The sequence below is a fragment of the Mesocryomonas lacus genome (genome assembly GCF_055730105.2).
The window spans coordinates 73,411-93,380 of sequence record NZ_JBUZWF020000005.1 but is presented as its reverse complement, the minus strand read 5'-3'; the positions used below and the strand labels follow the sequence as shown (position 1 = coordinate 93,380).

General features: G+C 64.3%; 16 protein-coding genes and 1 pseudogene. 14 read left to right on the top strand and 3 right to left on the bottom strand.

Translation table 11 applies throughout. The annotated features are described in order from the left end of the window. The first annotated feature begins 818 nt into the window (after positions 1-818). The 4 genes from ACZLZQ_RS17580 to ACZLZQ_RS17565 all read left to right on the top strand — a co-directional run bounded on the left by ACZLZQ_RS17580 (position 819) and on the right by ACZLZQ_RS17565 (position 4,398). Entirely contained in the window at positions 819-1,955 is a 1,137-nt protein-coding gene (locus ACZLZQ_RS17580; RefSeq protein ID WP_472950475.1) for a DegT/DnrJ/EryC1/StrS family aminotransferase, read from the top strand. Continuing rightward, positions 1,952-2,911, top strand: coding sequence for a glycosyltransferase family 2 protein (locus ACZLZQ_RS17575; protein WP_472950474.1), 960 nt, complete (start codon positions 1,952-1,954; stop codon positions 2,909-2,911). The genes ACZLZQ_RS17580 and ACZLZQ_RS17575 overlap by 4 nt, the downstream gene beginning before the upstream one ends. 120 nt (positions 2,912-3,031) lie before the next feature. Then, entirely contained in the window at positions 3,032-3,982 is a 951-nt protein-coding gene (locus ACZLZQ_RS17570) for a WxcM-like domain-containing protein (RefSeq protein WP_472950473.1), read from the top strand. Then, the gene (locus ACZLZQ_RS17565; protein WP_472950472.1) at positions 3,979-4,398 is read left to right on the top strand and encodes a GtrA family protein; all 420 of its coding nucleotides are present in this window, start codon (positions 3,979-3,981) and stop codon (positions 4,396-4,398) included. Before ACZLZQ_RS17570 ends, ACZLZQ_RS17565 begins: the two co-directional genes overlap by 4 nt. A 401-nt stretch (positions 4,399-4,799) precedes the next feature. Here the strand turns inward: ACZLZQ_RS17565 and ACZLZQ_RS17560 are convergent, their stop codons facing one another. Further along, complete coding sequence (locus ACZLZQ_RS17560) at positions 4,800-5,576, bottom strand: IclR family transcriptional regulator (protein WP_472950471.1); 777 nt, start codon at positions 5,574-5,576, stop codon at positions 4,800-4,802. A gap of 111 nt (positions 5,577-5,687) precedes the next feature. Here ACZLZQ_RS17560 and ACZLZQ_RS17555 point away from each other — a divergent pair, with 111 nt between their 5' ends. Next, a complete protein-coding gene (locus ACZLZQ_RS17555; protein WP_472950470.1) occupies positions 5,688-7,223 on the top strand; it encodes an AMP-binding protein in 1,536 nt (511 codons plus the stop codon). Between the two features lie 10 nt (positions 7,224-7,233). Further along, positions 7,234-7,998, top strand: coding sequence for an enoyl-CoA hydratase/isomerase family protein (locus ACZLZQ_RS17550; RefSeq protein ID WP_472936281.1), 765 nt, complete (start codon positions 7,234-7,236; stop codon positions 7,996-7,998). 148 nt (positions 7,999-8,146) lie between these two features. On the opposite strand, the gene ACZLZQ_RS17545 is transcribed toward ACZLZQ_RS17550, so the two are convergent. After that, positions 8,147-8,983 (bottom strand): transporter substrate-binding domain-containing protein, encoded by an 837-nt coding sequence (locus ACZLZQ_RS17545; protein WP_472936280.1) that lies wholly within the window; start codon positions 8,981-8,983, stop codon positions 8,147-8,149. A 307-nt stretch (positions 8,984-9,290) separates the two neighbouring features. On the opposite strand from ACZLZQ_RS17545, the gene ACZLZQ_RS17540 reads away from it, so the two are divergent. The 4 genes from ACZLZQ_RS17540 to ACZLZQ_RS17525 are packed head-to-tail and all read left to right on the top strand — an operon-like array spanning position 9,291 to position 12,771. Further along, entirely contained in the window at positions 9,291-9,938 is a 648-nt protein-coding gene (locus ACZLZQ_RS17540; RefSeq protein ID WP_472950469.1) for an amino acid ABC transporter permease, read from the top strand. A 10-nt stretch (positions 9,939-9,948) separates the two neighbouring features. Further along, positions 9,949-10,692: an amino acid ABC transporter ATP-binding protein gene (locus ACZLZQ_RS17535; protein WP_472950468.1), complete on the top strand. Its 744-nt coding sequence runs from the start codon at positions 9,949-9,951 to the stop codon at positions 10,690-10,692. Positions 10,693-10,716: 24 nt separating this feature from the next. Continuing rightward, on the top strand, positions 10,717-11,613 hold the full coding sequence (locus ACZLZQ_RS17530) for a dihydrodipicolinate synthase family protein (protein WP_472950467.1): 897 nt from the start codon (positions 10,717-10,719) through the stop codon (positions 11,611-11,613). Positions 11,614-11,616: 3 nt separating this feature from the next. Then, positions 11,617-12,771 (top strand): alpha-hydroxy acid oxidase, encoded by a 1,155-nt coding sequence (locus tag ACZLZQ_RS17525; protein ID WP_472950466.1) that lies wholly within the window; start codon positions 11,617-11,619, stop codon positions 12,769-12,771. On the opposite strand, the gene ACZLZQ_RS17520 is transcribed toward ACZLZQ_RS17525, so the two are convergent. Then, positions 12,751-14,202 carry an FAD-binding oxidoreductase gene (locus ACZLZQ_RS17520; protein WP_472950465.1) on the bottom strand — a complete coding sequence of 484 codons (1,452 nt, stop codon included), beginning with the start codon at positions 14,200-14,202 and terminating at the stop codon, positions 12,751-12,753. The genes ACZLZQ_RS17525 and ACZLZQ_RS17520 overlap by 21 nt on opposite strands. 840 nt (positions 14,203-15,042) lie before the next feature. On the opposite strand from ACZLZQ_RS17520, the gene ACZLZQ_RS17515 reads away from it, so the two are divergent. The 4 genes and pseudogenes from ACZLZQ_RS17515 to ACZLZQ_RS17500 all read left to right on the top strand — a co-directional run bounded on the left by ACZLZQ_RS17515 (position 15,043) and on the right by ACZLZQ_RS17500 (position 19,860). Continuing rightward, a complete protein-coding gene (locus tag ACZLZQ_RS17515; protein WP_472950464.1) occupies positions 15,043-16,206 on the top strand; it encodes a sugar ABC transporter substrate-binding protein in 1,164 nt (387 codons plus the stop codon). 60 nt (positions 16,207-16,266) lie between these two features. Then, on the top strand, positions 16,267-17,898 hold the full coding sequence (locus ACZLZQ_RS17510) for a sugar ABC transporter ATP-binding protein (protein ID WP_472950463.1): 1,632 nt from the start codon (positions 16,267-16,269) through the stop codon (positions 17,896-17,898). Between the two features lie 50 nt (positions 17,899-17,948). Continuing rightward, positions 17,949-18,875 carry an ABC transporter permease gene (locus ACZLZQ_RS17505; protein WP_472950673.1) on the top strand — a complete coding sequence of 309 codons (927 nt, stop codon included), beginning with the start codon at positions 17,949-17,951 and terminating at the stop codon, positions 18,873-18,875. Further along, positions 18,872-19,860: pseudogene (locus ACZLZQ_RS17500) on the top strand (ABC transporter permease). The gene ACZLZQ_RS17505 and the pseudogene ACZLZQ_RS17500 overlap by 4 nt, the downstream one beginning before the upstream one ends. Positions 19,861-19,970: the final 110 nt, after the last annotated feature.

Genomic DNA, 19,970 nt, shown 5'->3' with positions numbered 1-19,970 from the left:
CATCAGCAGATGACGGGATTGGAACTGTCAGTGGTTCTCTTCAGCCGGCGGCCCGGCAGAAGGATTTCTGGCGGACGCTAAAACGGTTGATAGTCTCGGCTGACAGGAGAAGACCAAGACCCGGGTCTGGTGCGGCGGTGAGTGCATTCTTTGCGGTCTTCATGACCGTAGCGGGCGTTCCATGTCAATTCACGCTTCAAACCGTTGGCTTGGTGACCTTTCCCCTGCTGCGGCGATCCTATTTGCGCAGCTGGCGTTGTTGCCAGCCCGGCGCTGCACTCCTGCGCCTGCGCGGCCTTGCTCTCGCCCGGATCCCGTCTCTGAACCGTCTGGCGTGAAGGTTTCAAGTTGCATTCTGCAACCGCGTCCAGGGTCGTGCCGGTGGCGACAATCGCCGGTCACGTGATACAGCGCCGCTGATGCAGGCATAGGAATATCCGCGAGGCTCGCCGTGAGGTCGGGGTCACAATACTGACGTCAGCAGCCGAGATTTATCAGCTTATCCACCGATATCTTAAATCCTGCAGCGTTGAAGGCTTATCCGTTGTGTCGACGCGCCGCTGACCTCTGGTCGACATTTGACCCTTACTCGCCCGGTCGGCACCGTAAGGCGAAGCCGCTAAAGGGATCGACGACTGTCAGAGGGCCGGTAGGCTGTCGATAACCCATCCAGACTATATACTTCGCAGGATGCATCTCTTGGTCGACCCGTGTATTGCAACCCATGGTCCCGGCGACGCACGGCGGTTGACGAGACGAACGTAGCGGTCGCAGCGGCCTGCGCTGACGGTTGAAGCGAGCCGGCAAGAAAGATTGGAATGCAGTTGTCCCCCCTGTCCACCGTTCCGCTGAATGATCTTCGGCGCATCTACGCCGCGTCCGAGACTGAAATCCTGGGATCGGTACAGACCACGCTGGCGTCGGGATGGTGGCTCAACGGGGCGGAGACATCGGCCTTCTGCAAAGAATTTGCGGCCTATATCGGTGCCACCCATTGCCTTGGCGTCGCCAACGGAACGGATGCACTGGAAATCGCGATGCGCTCTTTGATCTCCGTGCAGGACCCCGGTCGGCGGGAGGTCGTCACCGTGGCGAATGCGGGCGGATACTCCACCATCGCGTGTCGGCTGGTGGGGCTGACGCCGGTCTACGCCGACATCGAAGAGAACTCGCAGCTCGCTTCGCTGCCGTCTCTGCTGGCAGCGATCACGCCGGAAACGGCGTTTGTCGTCGTCACGCATCTCTACGGTAACGTCGTCGATGTGCCGCGCTTGCGCGCCATGATGGATGCGGCCGGCTACAAGGGCGTTCCGATCCTTGAGGATTGTGCACAGGCCCATGGCGGCGCCGTTGACGGGCGACGGGTGGGTAGCCTCGGCGACATCGCCACCTTCAGCTTCTATCCGACCAAGAACCTTGGTGCCTTTGGCGATGGCGGCGCCATCGTCACGTCGAACGATGGTTTGGCTGATGCCTGCGCGGCACTGCGTCAATATGGGTGGGCCGCGAAATATACGATCGCGGTTGCCGATGGGCGCAATTCGCGCCTCGACGAACTGCAGGCTTGCGTTCTGCGCATCCTGCTCCGGGGGCTGGAAACCGCCAACCAGAAGCGCCGGGCTATCCTCCAGCGTTATGCCAGCGTCCTGCCGGCCGGAATGACGCTGGTCAGCGACCCGCACGATGGCGTCGCTCATCTTGCCATCGTGCTCTGCGCGGATCGCGATCGCCTGAAGCAGCACCTGGCTGACAGGAAGATCCAGTCCGACATCCACTATCCCATCCTCGATTGTGACCAGCCGGGGTGGAAGGGTCTGCCGCAGCGTCTGGTCGATGGCGATCTTCCGGTTAGCCGCCGCAGCGTCGCCCGCTGTCTCACCTTGCCGTGCTTCCCGAACATGACGGAGGAGGAGATAGGCCGGGTCTGTGATGCGCTGCAGGGCTGGGCGCAATGAGCGTATCAACGCCCGCGTCGCCGTCCCCTTCGTCGCTGTCTCTGGTCATCCCGGTTTATCGCAACGAAGCCAACATAGACTCGCTGCTCGCCGCATTGGAGCAGTTGAACCGGGATGCCAGAAGTCCTCTTGAGATCGTCTTCGTGATCGACGGCTCGCCGGACAGATCCGGCGAGCTTCTGGTCGCAGCCAGGGATCAGTTCTCCTTTTCCTACCAAATCGTCTTTCACAGCCGCAATTTCGGTTCGTTCACCGCGATACGGACAGGTCTCGAATATGCCTCCGGCGATGCGATCGCGGTCATGGCGGCCGATCTCCAGGAGCCACCGGAGCTCATCCTCGAATTCTTCCGGATCCTGGAAGAGGGTGATGCCGATGTCGTCTTCGGCGAACGGACGGGGCGGCACGATTCGGCGATGCGCAATGCCGTCTCCAACTCCTTCTGGTGGCTCTACCGAAAGCTCGTCATCAAGGATGTGCCGAAGGGAGGGGTCGATATCTTCGCCTGCAATCGAACGGCGCGGGATGCCGTACTGGAGATCGGCGAGCCGAACAGTTCGCTCATCGCCCAGCTGTTCTGGATTGGCTATCGGCGCCGCTTCGTTCGTTACGAGCGACGGGAGCGCGTGCACGGAACCAGCGCCTGGAGCTTCGCCCGGCGTATGCGCTACATGATGGATAGTATCTTTTCGTTTTCAGATTTGCCGATCCTCTTCGTGATGTGGTTCGGCATCGCCGGCTGTATCCTCAGCACGATGTTCGGCATCGGCGTCGCCATCGCGCGGCTGCTCGGCTTCATCGCGGAACCTGGCTTCGCGACGCTCGCCGTCTTGATCGCCTTCACCGCCTCTGCCTCGCTCTCCGTGCAGGGAATATTGGGTTCATACCTCTGGCGCACCTTCGAGAACACCAAGCGGCGGCCGCTGCGCATCATCAGCCGCGTCGTCAAGAATTAACCCGCAAGGCTCGGCCGCTCCCGGGCTGAAGCACCTGAGGTAACGTCACGCTGAGCGGTCTTTCCGTCATTCAAGAAATACGGGCGGGCGTCGCAGCTCCATCGAGATGGTCTAGGTTTCATGGCATCTGATAAGTTTTTTCTACACCCACAAGGCCTGTGCGAGAGCCAAGCGATCGGAGAGGGGACGCGCATCTGGGCATTCGCGCATGTTCTGGCGGGTGCGAAGATCGGGCGCAACGGCAACATCTGCGATCATGTCTTCATCGAGAACGATGTCGTGGTCGGGGACGATGTGACGATCAAGTGTGGCGTTCAGCTGTGGGACGGACTGCGCTTGGGCGACCGGGTCTTTGTCGGCCCCAATGCGACCTTCACCAATGATCGCTTCCCGCGCTCCAAACAATATCCCGAGGCCTTTTTGCCGACGGTGGTCGAAGACGGCGTGTCGATCGGGGCCAATGCAACGATCCTGCCGGGGGTTCGCATCGGTACAGGGGCGATGATCGGGGCCGGTGCGGTGGTCACGCGCGATGTCCCGCCCTTTGCCACAGTGGTGGGCAATCCTGCCGTGATCATCGGCTATCAGGATACCGCGCAGACACCGCACACGGAACAGTATGGCGCGGAGCTGTCGGCCAAGATCGGCACGCGTTTCGCGCTGGGCGTCAAGAATTGCTGGATCGAGCGGCTCCCGCATTTCGCCGACATGCGCGGAAGCCTCACCGCGATCGAGATGGACAGGGGGCTTCCGTTCACCCCGCGCCGCGTCTTTCTGGTCCACGGTGTTCCCGGCCACAACGTTCGCGGCGAGCATGCCCATATCCTGTGCGAGCAGTTTCTGATTGCAGCGCATGGCGGTGTTTCCGTCGTGCTCGACGACGGCGATCACCGAACGGAGGTGCGGTTGACGGATCCGACGATGGGCCTCTACCTCGCGCCTATGGTCTGGGGCATCCAATACAAGTTCGATGCCGATAGCGTCCTCATGGTTGCTGCCTCTCACGCCTATGATGCGGCCGACTACATCCGCGATTACAGTGCTTTCCGCGACGCCGCGGCTCGCCAATGAGCGACAGTGGCCGTAAGCCGATGCTGTCGGGATTTGCCGGTGACGGGCTGCGGTTTTTACTCGCCGGCGGCGCCAATACCCTTCTGACCTTCGCGCTCTATCAGTTGCTTCTCTTCATCGCGTCGCCGTCCGTTGCTTACGCCCTGTCTTGGCTTTTCGGCCTGGCTTTCGTCGTTGTCGTCTATCCCGCCAAGGTGTTTGCGGGCGCCCAAAAGGGCGGGAGGGCGCGCCTTTACCTCGGCGCGACTTATGTCGCGATGTTTCTAATCGGACTGGCGACATTGCACGGCCTTTCTACCCTCGACGTGCCGCCCCGTATCGCGATCATTCTCGTCATGGCGGTCACGACCCTCGCCAACTTCCTGCTGGGCCGGCTTATCTTCCGGCGTCGAGAATCTGGGCAACTCGGCAGCTAAGGGCGGAAAACTTGCGGATCTCCGCAAGCCTGGCCGACCTGACGTCCTCTCTTCTCTGCGCCGCTTCAGCAGGACATGCGGGCGCCGCTATGCAAAGCGCCGGCGCTCCCTTGCCAAGGCGACCATGCGCTCGCGCAGGACATCGTCCTGTGGTCGAGTGGACCGATAGCGGACCGTCGTGCGGGTGCAGCCGATGGATTTACACGCCCGCCGTTTGATCATCCCGTAGTGCTGCATGAAGTGAGCGACGGCATTCCACCTGGCCGAAGGCATGACCACCTCTTTGCCAGGAGATCTATCAGCGCAACGTTGCCGAGCATCGCGTCCACCAGGGGACAAGGTCAACGCACCGAGCGCCAAGTTCGGTTCGGCGAGTCGACCCTATCCAGCGTCCCCCGGTGTCACGTCGGCATCCCCTGCGACATCGACCGCGCGGCGGCGATGAGGGTCGGCACGAAACGCTGGACCAGCACGTCCTCCTGGTAGCGGAAGCGGGACGCGCCGAGGCTGACCGCGGCCATCAACTGTCCGTCCGGCGAGACGATCGGCGCGGCGATCGAGATGTCGCCGGTATAGATCTGCTCCTGCACCAAGGCGAAACCGCTTTCCCGAGCCAACCGAATGCGCTCCCAGATGCCCTCGCGGTCGTAGATCGTCTTCGAGGTGAAGGCACGGAGCGTCGAGCGGTCCAGGATGTCATCGACGGCTCGGTCGTCGAGCGCCGACAGCACGGCCAGACCGCCCGCGGTGCAGTAGGCGGGCAGCCGGCTGCCGACGATGACGTCGGTGTCCAGCACATTCGGCGAAAGATACCGCGAGAGATAGATGATCTCGGTGTCGTCGAGAACGGTCAGCGAGATCGTTTCCTCCGTCGTCCGGTTGAGATGCGATAAATAGGGATGCGCCCGCAATACCAGCGGGCTGGAGCGGGTGTACTGATATGCCATGTTCAGGGACTTCGGCGTCAGCTCATAGGCCTTCGAGCGTGCATCCTTTTTGAGATAGCCCAGCTGCGACAGCGTGTGCGTGAACCGCTGGGTCGCGGACCGGTCGAGGCTCGTCCGGACAGCCAGTTGCGTCAAGGTCTGCCGGGGATTGGCCGCGTCGAACGTCGCCAGTATCCGAAACGCCTTTTCGACGGCCCGGACCATCAAAGGGTCGTCTCGATCTTCACTCATGGTTCCATCCTTGTTCAGTCAATGGCAGGCGCGCATTGACATCGGGAGAGCAATTCACTCAAATAGCAATAACAGTAATCGCAATGCGATAACAATGGTGGTGTGAGGAGAATGCACTTGGCGTCATGGGAAGGCGAAGGATTTCTGCATCTGATCGCTGCCGAGGTGCAGGCGCATCCCGATCGCATCTATGCCACGGAATTTACGCCGGACGGTCTCGTCGCGCATCGGCTTGCCGAAATCGCTGAGCGTTCCAAGGCATTCGCGATAGGCCTTCACCAGCACGGCGTCCGACGGGGCGACCGTGTCGCCTGCATGCTGAGCACACATTCTGACTACCTTTGTCTGGTGCTGGCCATGGCACGGCTCTGCGCGGTGTGGGTGCCGATCGGCACGCGTCTGCTGCCGGTCAACCTCGAGTACATGTTCGGTGAGGCGGGTGTAAGCCACGTGGTCGCAGAAGCAGCCTTCGCCGATACGGTCTCGGCGGCGGCAGGTCCTGGAATGACCATCCTGCTGCGCCAGCCGGGGCAGGGCCTCGCTGGGGTGCTCGGTTTGCCCGGCACCCTGCCGGACGGCGACGTCGATCCCGGCGACCTCCTGATGATCAGTTTCACCTCCGGTACCACCGGCCGCCCGAAGAGTGTGCCGGTGACCCATGCGATGATGCGGTTCTCCGCTGAGGCGGCGGCCCGCGCCGCGCAGGCCGACAAGGGCGAGATCCTCTATGTCTGGGAGCCCTTCAACCATATCGGCGGCGCCCAGCTGATCATTCTGCCGCTGATCCGCGACGTGACCCTCGCGTTGACGCCGCGCTTCACCGCATCGGGCTTCTGGGACGAGGTGCGGGCCTGCGGCGCGACGCGCATTCACCACCTCGGCGGCATTCTCCAGATGCTCCTGAAGCAACCGCCATCGCCCCGTGACCGCGACCACGGCGTCACCATCGCCTGGGGCGGGGGGTGCACGGCGGAGGTCTGGGCCGAGTTCGGGAACCGCTTCGGGACACGCATGGTCGAGGGCTACGGCATGACGGAGGCCTCCAGCCTCACCACCATCAACGACGAGGACCTTCCGGGTTTCGTCGGGCGCGCCCTGCCTTGGTTCGACGTGCGGATCCTGGCACCGGACGGGCGCGAGTGCCCGCGCGGTACCCGCGGCGAGATCGTCGTCGCGCCCATCGGCAAGGGCGCGGCGGCGCTTTTCACCGGCTATCTGAACTCCGAAGAGGCGACGCGCGAGGCCTTGCGCGGTGGACGTCTGCACACCGGAGACCAGGGCGAGATGGACGCGGAAGGACGCGTGCGCTTCCACGGCCGCCTGAAGGAGACGATCCGCGTGCGCGGCGAGAACGTCTCGGCCTGGGAGGTCGAGCACGTCGTCGACCAGCACGATGCCGTGGCGGCCTGTGCCGTCATTCCCGTCAAGGCCGACATCGGCGAGGCCGACATCAAGCTGTTCATTCAGCTGGCGCCGAACCGTCAGCTCACTGGGGCTGAACTCTTCGACTGGGCCCGGCTCCGGCTCGCCCCGCACCAGCTGCCCCGCCACATCGCCTTCATCCCCGCCTTCGAGCGCACACCCAGCGAGCGGATCATCAAACACACGCTCGACAATGCCCCCACCGGGGACTGGTCCCGGACCTGAGAGGAAGACCATGACCGACATGTCAGACCACATCTTGCAGAGGATGGAGGGCTCCGTCCTCGTCATCACCTTGAACAAGCCTGCCAAGCTGAATGCCTGGGACAAGCCGATGCGGGACGACCTCGTCACCGCCATCCTGAAGGCCTCGAAGGCGCCCGAGGTCGAGGCGCTGATATTGACCGGGGCCGGTGAGCGGGCCTTCTGCGCCGGACAGGACCTCAACGAAGGCAAGACCTTCGACGCCGACCGGGCGGAACTGTGGATCGAGGAATGGCGCACGCTCTACAACGTCATCCGTCGCTTCGAGAAGCCGTTCGTGGCAGCGCTGAACGGGATCGCCGCCGGCTCGGCTTTCCAGGTCTCCTTGCTGGCTGACTTCCGCATCGGCCATGCGCAGTCGAGGATGGGCCAGCCGGAGATCAACAACGGCATCGCGAGTGTCACCGGCTTCTGGATCCTGCGGGAAATGCTGGGCCTCGCCCGCGCGATCGACCTCGTGCAGACCGGGCGCATCCTCGAGGCCGAGGAGTGTCATCGCCTCGGACTGGTGAACGAGATTGTGGCGGTCGATCAGGTCATGCCGCGCTCGCTGGAGTTTGCGCGCATGCTCGCAGCCAAGCCGAAGCAGGCCTACGCGTTCAACAAGCAGCGCATCTGCGCGGCGACCCAGTCCGGCTTCGACGAAACCTTCGAGCTCGCCCGCCAGATCCACCGCAAGGCCTTCGAGGCCGGCGAGACCCAGGCTGAGATGACGAAGTTCCTGAACCGGAAGTAATGCGCAAAAGGCGCCAGGATGATCCTGGCGCCTTTTGCGTGCCGCTATTGAGAGGCCGAGCTTCCGGGAAGCGTCATCTAATTTGAGCGACCAAGCCCCGTGCAGCCCTTGGGCTGCACGGGGCTCTCTTATGACGCAGGCCCGGTGATCAGAACTCGATGCCCTTGGGGATCGCCGTCGTGTCCATGCCGGCGGCCTTGAACCCTTCGATCAGCAGCGGAGCGATCGACTGGTCCGCCCGCTTCTGCTCGCCCCAGGCCTGGATGAAGTCGCGCAGGCGGCCATCGCCATCCTTGCGCAGACCCGCTGCGGCCGGAATGCCCCGCTCCGGCGTCGGGACGGTGTAGCCGGAAAAGACCTGCGCGGCGGTCGAGAAGGTCTGCAGGCAGATCGGGAGTTCCTGCAAAAGGTACTGTGCGCGGCCGGACTGGACGGCCATGACCGCCTCGGTCATTTCCTTCAGCGTCATGACCTTGGCCTTGGGCAGCTCGTTCTTGATGAACTGGGTCTGTGCCGTGCCGGTCACCATCGCGAAGGTGACGTCCGGCGAATTATAGGCTTCCCAGGTCGGCTTGGTTTCGGCGTTCTTGCCGGCGATCACGCAATCGGTCATGCGGTAGAGCGGACCGGCCATGTCGAGCGCCTTCTTGCGCTCCTCGGTCGCGGTCATGCCGGGAAAGATGTCGATGCGTCCGGCCTGGAGGTCGAGCACGACGCTCTGCCACGTCGTCTCGTGCCATTTTACCGTCAGCGGCTTTCCCATCTTCTTCGACAGGTCGGCGACCATCTGGCGGCAGACGTTAGGGCCGTATCCTTCATATTGCAGTTCGCTGCCGGTGTAGAAGGAGGTCGGCTTGTAGGAGTGGATGCCGCCACAAACGACTTCGCCGCTCTGTTCGATCTTGTCCCAGAGCGCCTCGCTCATGGCAGGGGTGGCGGAGGTGATTCCGGCGACAACGAGTGCGGCGGCCAGCTTGTAGGTCATGTCATGCTCCGGGTTGTTGGGTGCAGCTGCGGCAATGCCTTGAGCAGCATCTCCACCTCACAAACTTCCGCAAGCTAAATCTGACTGCTGGATCGCAAATTTGGCTTCTATGCCTCAAACCTAGTCATTTTTTCCTGCACAGTTATCGCTTTACGATAAGATGGTGGCCTATATCGATATAGTTTGCGTTTCGTTATCTCGAAAGGCTGGATTTCGGACGCGGGGCAGGTTTAGTGTCGGGGTGACGCCATGACCAGACCTTTGGCGGCAGCATCAGGCCGCTCGTCGGCGAAAGACGGAGATCCGCATGTACGAGTTCGACTGGTCGGTGGTTCTGGACTTCGATCTCTGGGTGCGGGCCATCGGCGTCACAGTCGCCTATGCGGTGGTCACGTCCATCGCCGGCCTGCTGCTCGGTATCGTTCTCGGACTGGTCCTGGTGGCGCGGGTGCCCGTGCTGGTGTGGATCGTCAGGCTTTACATCCACGTGTTCCGCTGCACGCCGCTTCTCGTTCAGATCGTCTGGTTCTTCTACGCGCTACCGATGATGACGGGCTTCACCATGCCCGACTGGTTCGCCGCGGGGCTGGGATTGACGCTCTACATGGCGGCGTTCTCCGCCGAGATTTTCCGGGCCGGCGTCATCTCGACCGAGCGGGGTCAGTGGGAGGCCTCCACTGTCCTCGGCTTCTCCTACGTGACGAAGATGCGCCACATCATCCTGCCGCAGGCGACGCGGCGCATGATCCCGCCGATCGTCAGCCAGGGCATCCTGCAGCTGAAGAACACCTCGCTGCTGTCGGTCGTCGCCATGCCCGACATCATGTACGCGGCGGGTGGCCTGACGATGTCCACCTATCGTCCGCTCGAAGTCTATACGTTCGCAGCGCTTCTCTACCTCCTGATCCTGACGCCGGTAACGCTTCTGGCGAACCGTTTCGAAATCAAGCATTGAGGGCACCGGCGTGATCTCCACCCGCGAACTGCATAAGAGCTTCGGCCCTGTCCATGTGCTGAAGGGCATCGACCTCGACGTCGAGGAGGGACAGGTCTGCGTTCTGATCGGCCCCTCCGGTTGCGGCAAGTCGACCTTGCTGCGCTGCCTGAACCTTCTGGAGCAGCCGACGTCGGGCGCTTTGGAGGTGGCGGGAACGCGGCTCTCCTTCGATCCCGCGACACGCCTGCCGGAGCGCCGCCAGGCCGAGTATCGATCCAAGACCGGGATGGTCTTCCAGAGTTTCAATCTCTTTCCGCACATGACGGTGCTGGAAAACGTCGCTTCCGGCCCGCTGCTGAACGGCTTCAAGGGCAAGGCCGATGCCCATGCTTTGGCCAAGCAGCTGCTCGCGCGTGTTGGTCTGACCGGCAAGGAGGATCTCTATCCCCGCCAGATCTCGGGCGGTCAGTCGCAACGCGTGGCGATCGCCCGGGCGTTGGCGCTGGAGCCCAAGGTCATGCTGTTCGACGAGCCGACGTCCGCGCTCGATCCCGAGCTCGTCGGCGAGGTGCTCGATGTCATGCAGAGCCTTGCCCGCGACGGCACCACGATGATCGTGGTCACGCACGAGATGGGCTTTGCCCGCAACGTCGCCTCCAAGGTGATCTTCATGGAGGACGGCCGCGTCGTCGAGACGGGGGATCCGAAGCGCGTTCTGCGCGAACCCCAAACGGACCGTCTTCGCGAGTTTCTGTCGCGCGTCGAACATTGATCGCCTCGAACCCCGGACCGCCGCATGCACGCCCAAGACCTTCGCGGGATTTTCCCCGCCATTCCGACGCCCCTCACCAATGCCGGCGAGGTCGATCTCCCCCGGCTGAGAATCCTCGTGGAAGCCAATCTCGCGGCCGGTGCGAGCGGGATGGCGCCGGTTGGCGGAACCGGCGAATATACGGCGCTGAGCCAAGCCCAGCGACTTCAAGTCGTCCGTTGCGTCGTGGAGGTCGTTGCCGGCCGTGTCCCGGTGGTGGCCGGCGTCGTCTCCCCCGGGCGCGCCGAGGCCGTTGAGGCCGGCGAGGCCTTCCGACAGGCGGGTGCCGACGCGCTGCTGCTGGTGACGCCCTTCTACGTCGTCCCCTCGCAGCAAGGTGTCATCGACTATTTCCGCGCCTACCGCGCCGCGGTCGATTTGCCGATCGTCTATTACGACGTGCCCTCGCGCACGCAGTTCGTCACTGCGATCGAGACGCTGCGATCGCTGGCGGAGGACGGCACGGTGATCGGCGCCAAGATCTGCAACACGGACGCCTATTACTTCAACCGCCTGTCCGCAGCGCTCGGCAACCGCATCGCCCTCCTGTCCGGCGACGACATGATGTATGCGGTGCATGTGCTGCATGGCGCGACGGGCGGTATCCTCGCCAGTGCGCCGATGCTGCCGGCGACTTGGACGCGGATCCACGACCTCCTCGCCTCCGGGAATGTCGCCGCGGGGCTGGCGCTCCATCGCCAGCTGCTGCCGGTCTTTGCGGCGCTGTTCAATGAGGTGAACCCCGGACCGCTGAAGGCGATGATGGCCGATCTCGGCCAGCCCGTCGGTCCTGTCTCCTTGCCGCTGACGGCGCCGAACGCCGCCACCCGCGCCTTGATCATGGAGGCGGTCGCCGCGGTGCGGGCGAACGGCATGGCCTGAACCATGCGGCGCGCGAACTTCCTCGATTTTAACGAGGCGAAAGCCGCAGCCAAGGCCTTCCTCCCCCGCGCCCTGTTCGACTACATCGACCGCGGGACCGAAAGCGAACGGGCGTTGCGCGGGCTGAGACAGGGTTTCGACAACCGCCGCGTCGTGCCGCGCGTGCTGCAGCCCGTCGCGGACCCGGATCTCTCGGCCACCCTCCTCGGGACGCGCTGTCCTTCGCCCTTCGTGATCGCGCCGACGGCCCTTGCGGGTCTCGTGCGGTTTGACGGTGAGGTCGCGATGGCGCGGGCGGCAGGCCGGGCCGGCATCCCCTTTACCGTAGCCACGCAGTCGTCGACGCCTATCGAGACGATCGTTGCGAACGCCCCTGGGGCCGAGCTCTGGTTCCAGCTCTATGTCTGGCAGGACCGCGGGGAAACCTGGAAACTGCTCGACCGGGTCGCCCGCTGCGGCGTCGTGACGCTGGTGCTCACCGTCGACACGCCGGCCTCGCCGAAGAAGATCCACAACGCCCGCAACGGTTTTGCAATTCCGCTTAGGCCATCCATGACGCTGGCGGCGGATCTCGCGCGGCACCCGCATTGGACTCTCGGCGTCATCGGCCGCTACGCGCTCGGTAAAGGACTGCCCGCCTACGCCCACTATCCCGGCAATGCGGCCGGAAGCGTGACGTCCGCGATCTCGGACCCGCGTTTCGCCCTCGACACGGCGCTGGATGGCGCGTTCCTCGCCGAGCTCCGCCGGAGATGGCAGGGGCGGCTGCTGGTGAAGGGCGTGCTCGCGCCAGCGGATGCGGTCACGGCCCTTCAGGCAGGATGCGACGGCATCGTCGTCTCCTCGCACGGCGGCCGGAACCACGACAGCGCGGCGCGCCCGCTGGAGGTACTGCCGCTGATCCGGGCGGCGGTTGGCCCGGGGGCAACGCTTCTCGCCGACAGCGGAGTCCGGCGCGGATCGGACGCGGCCAAGTTGCTCGCCGCAGGCGCCGATGGCGTGCTCCTCGGCCGAGCGCCCCTCTATGGCCTTGCGGCGAACGGGGAGGAGGGTGTCGTCTCCTTGCTCGAACTGCTGATCGACGAGCTGCGAGCCTTTCTTGCCTTTACCGGAGCACCCGACATCGCGGCGCTCTCGTCACGCGACTGGCTTGGCTGATGGCGCCGCCGCTGCGAGCAAGGCGCCGGGGTTCATCAGTCCGTTGGGGTCGATGATGCCCTTCAGATCGCGCATCAGCGACAGCCGGTCCGGATCGCTGCGGCGGGCGAGTTCGGCGACGAGCTTGCGCCCGATGCCGTGCTCGGCAGAGAACGTCCCGCCGAGATCGGCGACGATGTCGTGCACGATCCCCATGACGATGTCGGTGACGGCATCGCCGTCGGGGAGGGCATCCCACTCGGCATGGGGGAAGTGGACGATGAAGTGGACGTTGCCGTCGCCGAGATGCGAGACGATGAGGATGGTCGCCGTGGGATAGACCGCCTTGACGGCGGCGGTGGCCCGATCGACGAGGTCGGGCACGCTGGAAGGGCGCACCGCGATGTCGTGCGACAGGCTGTGGCCGACGATCCGGTTGGCTTCGGAGACCGAATGGCGGACGTGCCAGATGCCCTCCGCCTGCGCGCCGCTCCGGGCGATGAAGGCGTCGGTCAGCAGACCTTCCTCGAAGATTTCCGTCATCCAGGCCTCCAGCGAGGCCTCGAGGTCATTGGCGGCATCGCTGGTCCCGAGCTCGACCATCAGCGACCAGCGGGGAACCTGCTCGAGCGGCAGGCGGGTCCGGGGGATGTGGCGCAGCACGAGGTCTACCTCCTCGCCGTTGACGAGTTCGACGGCCTGGATCGCCGTATCGAACCGCTCCTGCAGGCGGATGAGCAGGGCGACGGCCGTCGGCAGTTCGTCGAAGGCCAGCCAGGCGCTGGCGGAGGACCGCAGGACCGGATGAAGCTTCAGCGCCGCCGCCGTGACGACGCCGAGCGTGCCCTCCGCGCCGATGAAGAGCTGCTTCAGGTCATAGCCGGTGTTGTTCTTCTTGAGGCCGCCGAGGTCCGAGAGGACCCGACCATCCGGCAACACCACCTCCAGCCCGGCCACGAGATCGCGCATCGGTCCGTAGCGGACCGCGCCGGTGCCACCGGCATTGGTCGAGATCAGGCCCCCGATCTGGGCCGTGCCCTCGCTGCCGAGATGCAGCGGCATGCGCCGATCTTCGCCCAGCGCCGCCTCGTGGACGGCGGCGAGCGTCGCGCCGGCCTCAACGACGAGGAGGTTCGATGCCCGGTCGATCTCGAGAATGCGCCGCATCCGTCCGAGACACAGCACGATGCCGCGCTCGCCGGCGTTCGGTGTTGCGCCGTAGGACAGGCCGGTATTGCCGCCTTGCGGGGTCACCGGGCGGCCGGCGGCGGTTGCGATCTGCAGCACCGCGGCGACGTCGCCGCGCGAGCCCGGAAACACCGCTGCGACCGCATCGCCCCGGACGTGGCCACGCCAGTCTTCGAGCAGCGGGCCGATGTCGGCCGGGTCGGTCCTGACGTGATCCTTCCCGATCGCCTTGCGCAATGTTGCGACGAACGCGTCATCTGTCATGTCGACTTCCTTGAAAGCATGTTTCGTCCGGTGGGCGGGCGGGAGCTGCAGAGGGCTTGCGTTTCGGCGCCGGGCGTCTGGTTCAGCGGTGCCTGACAAGGTCAGCGGGCAGCGGCGTCCAGAGCCGCGAGCAGGCTTTCGCGGTGCGCCCGCAGGCCTGACGTGGTGCCATTCTGCCGCCAGGTCTATCCGACATCGCGCGCGCGAACGCCGGGCGGATCTCGTTCGGGGAGGGCCGGGCGGAAAGGCTCGTCATCAACTGATCTCCGATCATGTCGTCACGAGGCTAGCGGCAATGGCCCTGGAGTTCAGCGAAAAGTCCGCATAAGCCAATGCCAGAACGGAATGACCGGGGCAAACTTGCCAGCTGATGCACCCGGAGGGGAGCCGGTGACACTCCCCTGCATGGTCGAAAGATAGCTGCGCCAGAAACTATTTCGTCCGTGCCCCAAAAGCCGTTTTAAAGCTTTTGCAGTGCACACCGAAGTCTGCGGTGAGCCGTGTTGCAATGCACTCATCGTCGGAGTTTTCGCATTCTGGCTGTGACGTCGCGGCGTACTGTTGAGGTGCTTCAATTGCCAAGAAGACGAGGATGCGTTGCCTCAGTATTCCGTCGCAAGATTACCTCTTGCCGCCTCCGCGAAAGTCATATCCTAGTGAGGCTGTCTGCGGTTCTTAGCGGGTAGCTGGGAGGCTTCCGAGAAGCGCGGACCCAGAATTTGCAACAGGCTGCGCCAATGATGGCCTGTGCGAGAAAAGCGTCGTGGTAGAGGACCAACGTTGACCTCACGACGGGGGCTGCGCGGATGGTTCGATCGTAGCCTGGGGAGGAAACACGACATGACATTCGAGCCGAACTCATTGAAGAGGCGAGGTCGCGCCAGTCTCGCTGCCGGGCTAGCCGTGACTGCGGCCGTGCTCGTCCTCACGGTCGGCGCGAAGGCTGCCGGACCGGAGATCGTTTCCGGGCCCAGCGCCGATCCTGAATGTTACAAGCCACTGACCGCAGAGACGAAGTTCTTTCAGTATCCGAAGAAACAAGGCCCCTACCGCATCGCGCTGGCCAACGGCTTCATCGGCAACACCTGGCGCATCCAGATGGTGCAGACGGCCAAGGCCTATGCCGAGCAGCCGGAAGTGAAGTCCAAGCTGAAGGAATTCAAGGTGGTGTCGACGGGCGACGACGTCGCGGCACAGATCGCAGCCGTCGATAACTTCATCAATTCAGGATACGACGCGGTCATCGTCAACGCTCAGAACCCGACCGCCTTCAAGCCGGTGATCAAGCGCGCAAAGGCTGCCGGTGTCGTGCTGGTGGCTTTCGACAACACGCTGGATTCCGACGAGGCGATCAACGTCAACGTCGACCAGAAGGGCCTCGGCAAGCTCTGGGGCGAGTGGCTGGTCAAGAATGTCGCCAGCGGGAAGGGCAAGCTGCTCGAAGTGCGCGGCGTCACCGGCACCTCGGTCGATCGCGATCGGCATGAGGGCATTCAGGAAGTGCTTGCCGCCTCGCCCGGCCCCTGGGAGAGCATCGAGGTCGTCGGTCGCTGGGACGACGGCACGGCGCAGAAGGTCGTCGCCGACGCCATCGCCGTTCACAAGAAGTTCGACGGCGTTTCTGTGCAGGGCGGCTCGACGGGAACGGTGCGCGCCATGATCGACGCCGGCCATCCGTTCGTCCCGATCGGCGGCGAGACGGAGAACGGTTTTCGCAAGCTGTGCTCGGAGCATTCCAAGGACGGGCTGAAGTGCACGTCGGCCGGCAGCGGGCCGGCGCAGGTCGCCGTCGCCATCAAGACGGCGCTCGCCGCCCTCGACGGAGAAATCGTGCCGCAGTCGATCGCGCTGCCGCTCTCCATCGTGTCCGATCCCGACTTCAAGGACGGCGAAAGCTTCTACTCCAAGGAAACCGACAACTTCTTCGTCGGTAACTCCTTCCCGACCTGCGGCATCAACTTTACCGCGCAAGAAATCATGGGCCAGAGCCAGGCCAACCAATAGCTTGCTTCGACCGAGTGTCAGCCCGGGGACGGTACACTGCCGACCCCGGGTTCTGGATCCATGGCCTTCGTCGGAAAGGGCATCCTGATCGTGAACGAGCTCTCTCCCTCGTCCGGGCATGTGCCCGGGCAGGCGTCCAAACCATCTGTGACGCCGCACCAAGCTGGCTTGGACGGGCGTCCCCAGCCAATCCTCGAGCTTCGCGGTGTTTCCAAGCGATATGGCGGTGTCGCAGCGCTGACGGGTGTCGATTTCGCGGCCTGGCCCGGTACGATCCACGCCGTGCTCGGTGAGAACGGTGCCGGCAAGTCGACCCTCATCAAGATCGCATCGGGCGTCACCGATCCAAGCGACGGTGACGTCTATGTCGATGGCCGCAAGGTCAGTTTCCGCAACCCTGTCCAGGCGATGGCGGCCGGTGTCGTCTGCGTCTTCCAGGAACTGTCGCTGATCCCCGACATGACGGTCGCCGACAATCTGTCCATTGTCGATCCACCCCGCCGCTTCGGCCTGATCGACGGCCGTGCGCAGCGGCGCCGGGCGCGCGCGCTGCTGGCCCTCGTCGGCTGCGAGGACGTGCATCCGAGCGAGCTGGTGAAGAACCTGCCGCTCTCGCGCCGGCAGATGGTGGAGATCGCCAAGGCGCTGGCCAAGAAGCCGAAGGTGCTGATCCTCGACGAGGCGACCTCGGCTTTGACCGCCGCGGACGTCAAGCGCGTCTACGCGATCATCCGGCGCCTGCGCAGCGAGGGAGTGGCGATCCTCTACGTCTCGCATCGCATGCAGGAGATCGAGGACCTCGCCGATGTCGCCAGCGTCTTTCGCAACGGCCGGCATATCGAGACCTTTCGCAAAGGTGCCCGCTCGGTCGACGATATCGTCCAGATGATGATCGGACGGGATGTAACCCATCCCTATCCCGACAAGCCGGTGCCGGCGCCGGACGCGCCAGTGGCTCTTTCGGCCCGCGACCTGACCTGGGGGCGCGAGCTTCGCGGCATATCGCTGGCGGTGCGAAAGGGCGAGATCGTCGGGCTCGGCGGGCTTGACGGGCAAGGGCAGCGCGAACTCCTGCTGGCGCTTTTCGGCGTCCTGAAGAACGTGTCCGGAACGATCGAAGTCGGCGGAAGACCGGTGAAGATCGACGGGCCTCGTGCGGCGATGCGCTGCGAACTGCCGCTGGCCCTCATCCCCGAGGACCGAAAGACCGAGGGCCTGATGCTGCCCATGAGCGTCGAGGACAATATGAGCCTTGCTGCCCTGTCGCGCTTCACGTCGGGCTTGTCGATCGACCGGAGCCGCGAAACCGCCGCCATCCTAAACATGGTGCAGAGCCTGAAGGTGAAGGTGGGGGATCTCTCGGCGCCGGTCTCGAACCTCTCCGGCGGCAACCAGCAGAAGGTGGTCCTCGCCAAATGGCTGATGACCCGCCCGGGCATCATCCTGTTGAACGATCCCACCCGCGGCATCGACGTCGGCACCAAGCAGGAGATCTACCGTCTTCTGCGCGACCTCGCCGGGCAGGGCCTTGCCGTCCTCTATTATTCCACCGACTACGCCGAACTGATCGGCTGCTGCGACCGCGTGCTCGTGATGTATGGCGGCAAGATCGCGCGCGAACTGGCCGGCGAGGCGTTGAACGAGACGACGATGATCCAGTCGGCCTTCAATGTCGGGGAGCGCGCCGCGTGAGAGATTTCGGCTTCTTCCTCCGCCATCACCGCGGCCTTCTCGGCGCCATCATGCTCTTCGCCGTGATGTTCTCCATCTACATCGCCAACCACCCCGTCGGCCTGACGCCGGCGGTGGCGACGACGGCGGCGAACAAGGCGGTGCTGCTGGCGCTGGTGGCGATGGCGCAGACCTTGCCGGTGCTGACGCGTGGTCTCGATCTGTCGGTCGGCATGGTGTTCGTCCTGGCCAACTGCCTCGCCTCGTCCGTCGTCGTCGGCACGCCTGCCGAGGGCGCGCTCGGGATCCTCCTGGTGCTTGGGGTGGGCGCGCTCGCGGGCTTCCTCAACGGGGCGATCGTCGTCTGGGGCCGCCTGCAGCCGATCATCACCACGCTGGCAACGGGCGCGATCTTCTACGGCTTCGCCCTCATCCTGCGGCCGGGCCCCGGCGGCGACGTCCAGTCCGACATCGCCGACATGCTGACCGGACAGATGTTCGGGACCGTTCCGGCAGCTCTCGCGGTCCTGCTGGCGGTCGTTCTCTTCGTCTGGGTGCCGTTTCGCCGTTCCGTCCTTGGCCGTGCGGCCTATGCGACCGGCTCGAACGAGCAGGCCGCCTATATGTCGGGCGTGCCGGTCCAGCGGGCGAAGCTTCTCGCCTACACGCTGTCGGGCTTGCTCGCCTCGATCGGCGGGCTGATGCTGACCTTCAACACCTATTCGGGCGAAGCCTCAGCGCCGATTGCCGGCACCTACACGCTGAACTCGATTGCCGCCGTCGTCATTGGCGGAACCTCACTTTTCGGTGGCTGGGGATCGGCGATCGGCTCGATCTTCGGCGCTTTCGTGCTGCGGACGATCGAGGATCTCCTCTTCGTCTTCGATCTCGATCCGCTGTGGCAGCCGCTGTTCCAGGGCGTCGTTCTCCTGTCCGCGGTTTCGCTCGGCGCCGTCCGCATGCTGCGCATCCGCAACCGGCTGGAAGTCCTGGCGTGACCGATCTCGTCTCGCCTCCCGTCTCCCCGCGGCGCCTGGCCCGCTTCGGCATCGACCGCTCAGTCATCATCGCCTTCGGCTGCATCGCCGTGCTGCTCGCCGGCGGCGCGCTGTATTCACGCGAATTCCTGTCGCCGGAATATCTCTTGCAGCAGTTGCAGATCAGCGCCTTTCTCGGTGTCATCGCCTCGGGCGCGATGCTGGTCATTCTGATCGGCCATATCGACCTCTCGATCCCTTGGACGGTGACGCTCGGCGCGATGATGGCGACGGCGGTAGCGGGCTGGTACGGCACGCCCGGCGAGATCCTCGCCATTCCCGCCGGAATCCTTTGCGGCGCGCTGGTCGGCCTCGTGAACGGGCTCGGCGTCGCCTTTCTCCGCCTGCCGTCGATGATCTTCACGCTGGGAATGAACGCCGTGGTGCAGGGCCTGATGGTGCTCCACACCGGCGGCTCGGCCCCGCAGGATCATGCCACCGACGCCATGCACTTTCTGGCTGTTGCCCGGCCGATCCTCGGCATTCCCAATGCGCTCTTCATGTGGATCATTGTCGGCGCGGCGGTGATCTTCCTCCTCAACCGGACCGCCTTCGGCCGGCGGATCTATGCGGTCGGCAACCGCGAGCAGGCGGCCTATCTTTCCGGCGTCAACACCCATGCCGTCATCATCGGCTGCTTCGTGCTCTCCGGCGCCGCGGCAGCCTTCGCTGGCTTCTTCTGGCCGGGTATTCGACCAAAGCCTACCAGGCCATGGGCGACAGCTATCTCCTGCCGGCCATCGCGGCGGTCGTGCTCGGCGGCACGAATGTTCTCGGCGGCCGCGGCAACTATCTCGGCACGATCGCCGGTGTCATCCTGATCACCCTTCTGCAGTCGATCCTGGCCGTGATGCAGATGGAGGAAGCGGGACGCCAGATCATCTACGGAACCGTCATCATCGTCATGCTTCTCGCCTACGGGCGGGGAGACATCAGCAGGAAATAGATCGGCCGTTGCGCTTGCCCTGTGGGCACGCGCCCGCGCTTCGCCCTTGGACCTTTGATCACCGCCGAGCCTTGCCTTCTCTCCCGGATCGGATGGGGCTGCCGCGGGCA

Excerpts from the sequence above, each read along its gene's own strand:
- ACZLZQ_RS17580 (WP_472950475.1), top strand. The coding sequence starts at position 819 with ATGCAGTTGTCCCCCCTGTCCACCGTTCCGCTGAATGATCTTCGGCGC.
- ACZLZQ_RS17575 (WP_472950474.1), top strand. The coding sequence starts at position 1,952 with ATGAGCGTATCAACGCCCGCGTCGCCGTCCCCTTCGTCGCTGTCTCTG.
- ACZLZQ_RS17570 (WP_472950473.1), top strand. The coding sequence starts at position 3,032 with ATGGCATCTGATAAGTTTTTTCTACACCCACAAGGCCTGTGCGAGAGC.
- ACZLZQ_RS17565 (WP_472950472.1), top strand. The coding sequence starts at position 3,979 with ATGAGCGACAGTGGCCGTAAGCCGATGCTGTCGGGATTTGCCGGTGAC.
- ACZLZQ_RS17560 (WP_472950471.1), bottom strand. The coding sequence starts at position 5,576 with ATGAGTGAAGATCGAGACGACCCTTTGATGGTCCGGGCCGTCGAAAAG.
- ACZLZQ_RS17555 (WP_472950470.1), top strand. The coding sequence starts at position 5,688 with ATGCACTTGGCGTCATGGGAAGGCGAAGGATTTCTGCATCTGATCGCT.
- ACZLZQ_RS17550 (WP_472936281.1), top strand. The coding sequence starts at position 7,234 with ATGACCGACATGTCAGACCACATCTTGCAGAGGATGGAGGGCTCCGTC.
- ACZLZQ_RS17545 (WP_472936280.1), bottom strand. The coding sequence starts at position 8,983 with ATGACCTACAAGCTGGCCGCCGCACTCGTTGTCGCCGGAATCACCTCC.
- ACZLZQ_RS17540 (WP_472950469.1), top strand. The coding sequence starts at position 9,291 with ATGTACGAGTTCGACTGGTCGGTGGTTCTGGACTTCGATCTCTGGGTG.
- ACZLZQ_RS17530 (WP_472950467.1), top strand. The coding sequence starts at position 10,717 with ATGCACGCCCAAGACCTTCGCGGGATTTTCCCCGCCATTCCGACGCCC.
- ACZLZQ_RS17525 (WP_472950466.1), top strand. The coding sequence starts at position 11,617 with ATGCGGCGCGCGAACTTCCTCGATTTTAACGAGGCGAAAGCCGCAGCC.
- ACZLZQ_RS17520 (WP_472950465.1), bottom strand. The coding sequence starts at position 14,202 with ATGACAGATGACGCGTTCGTCGCAACATTGCGCAAGGCGATCGGGAAG.
- ACZLZQ_RS17515 (WP_472950464.1), top strand. The coding sequence starts at position 15,043 with ATGACATTCGAGCCGAACTCATTGAAGAGGCGAGGTCGCGCCAGTCTC.
- ACZLZQ_RS17510 (WP_472950463.1), top strand. The coding sequence starts at position 16,267 with ATGGCCTTCGTCGGAAAGGGCATCCTGATCGTGAACGAGCTCTCTCCC.
- ACZLZQ_RS17505 (WP_472950673.1), top strand. The coding sequence starts at position 17,949 with ATGCTCTTCGCCGTGATGTTCTCCATCTACATCGCCAACCACCCCGTC.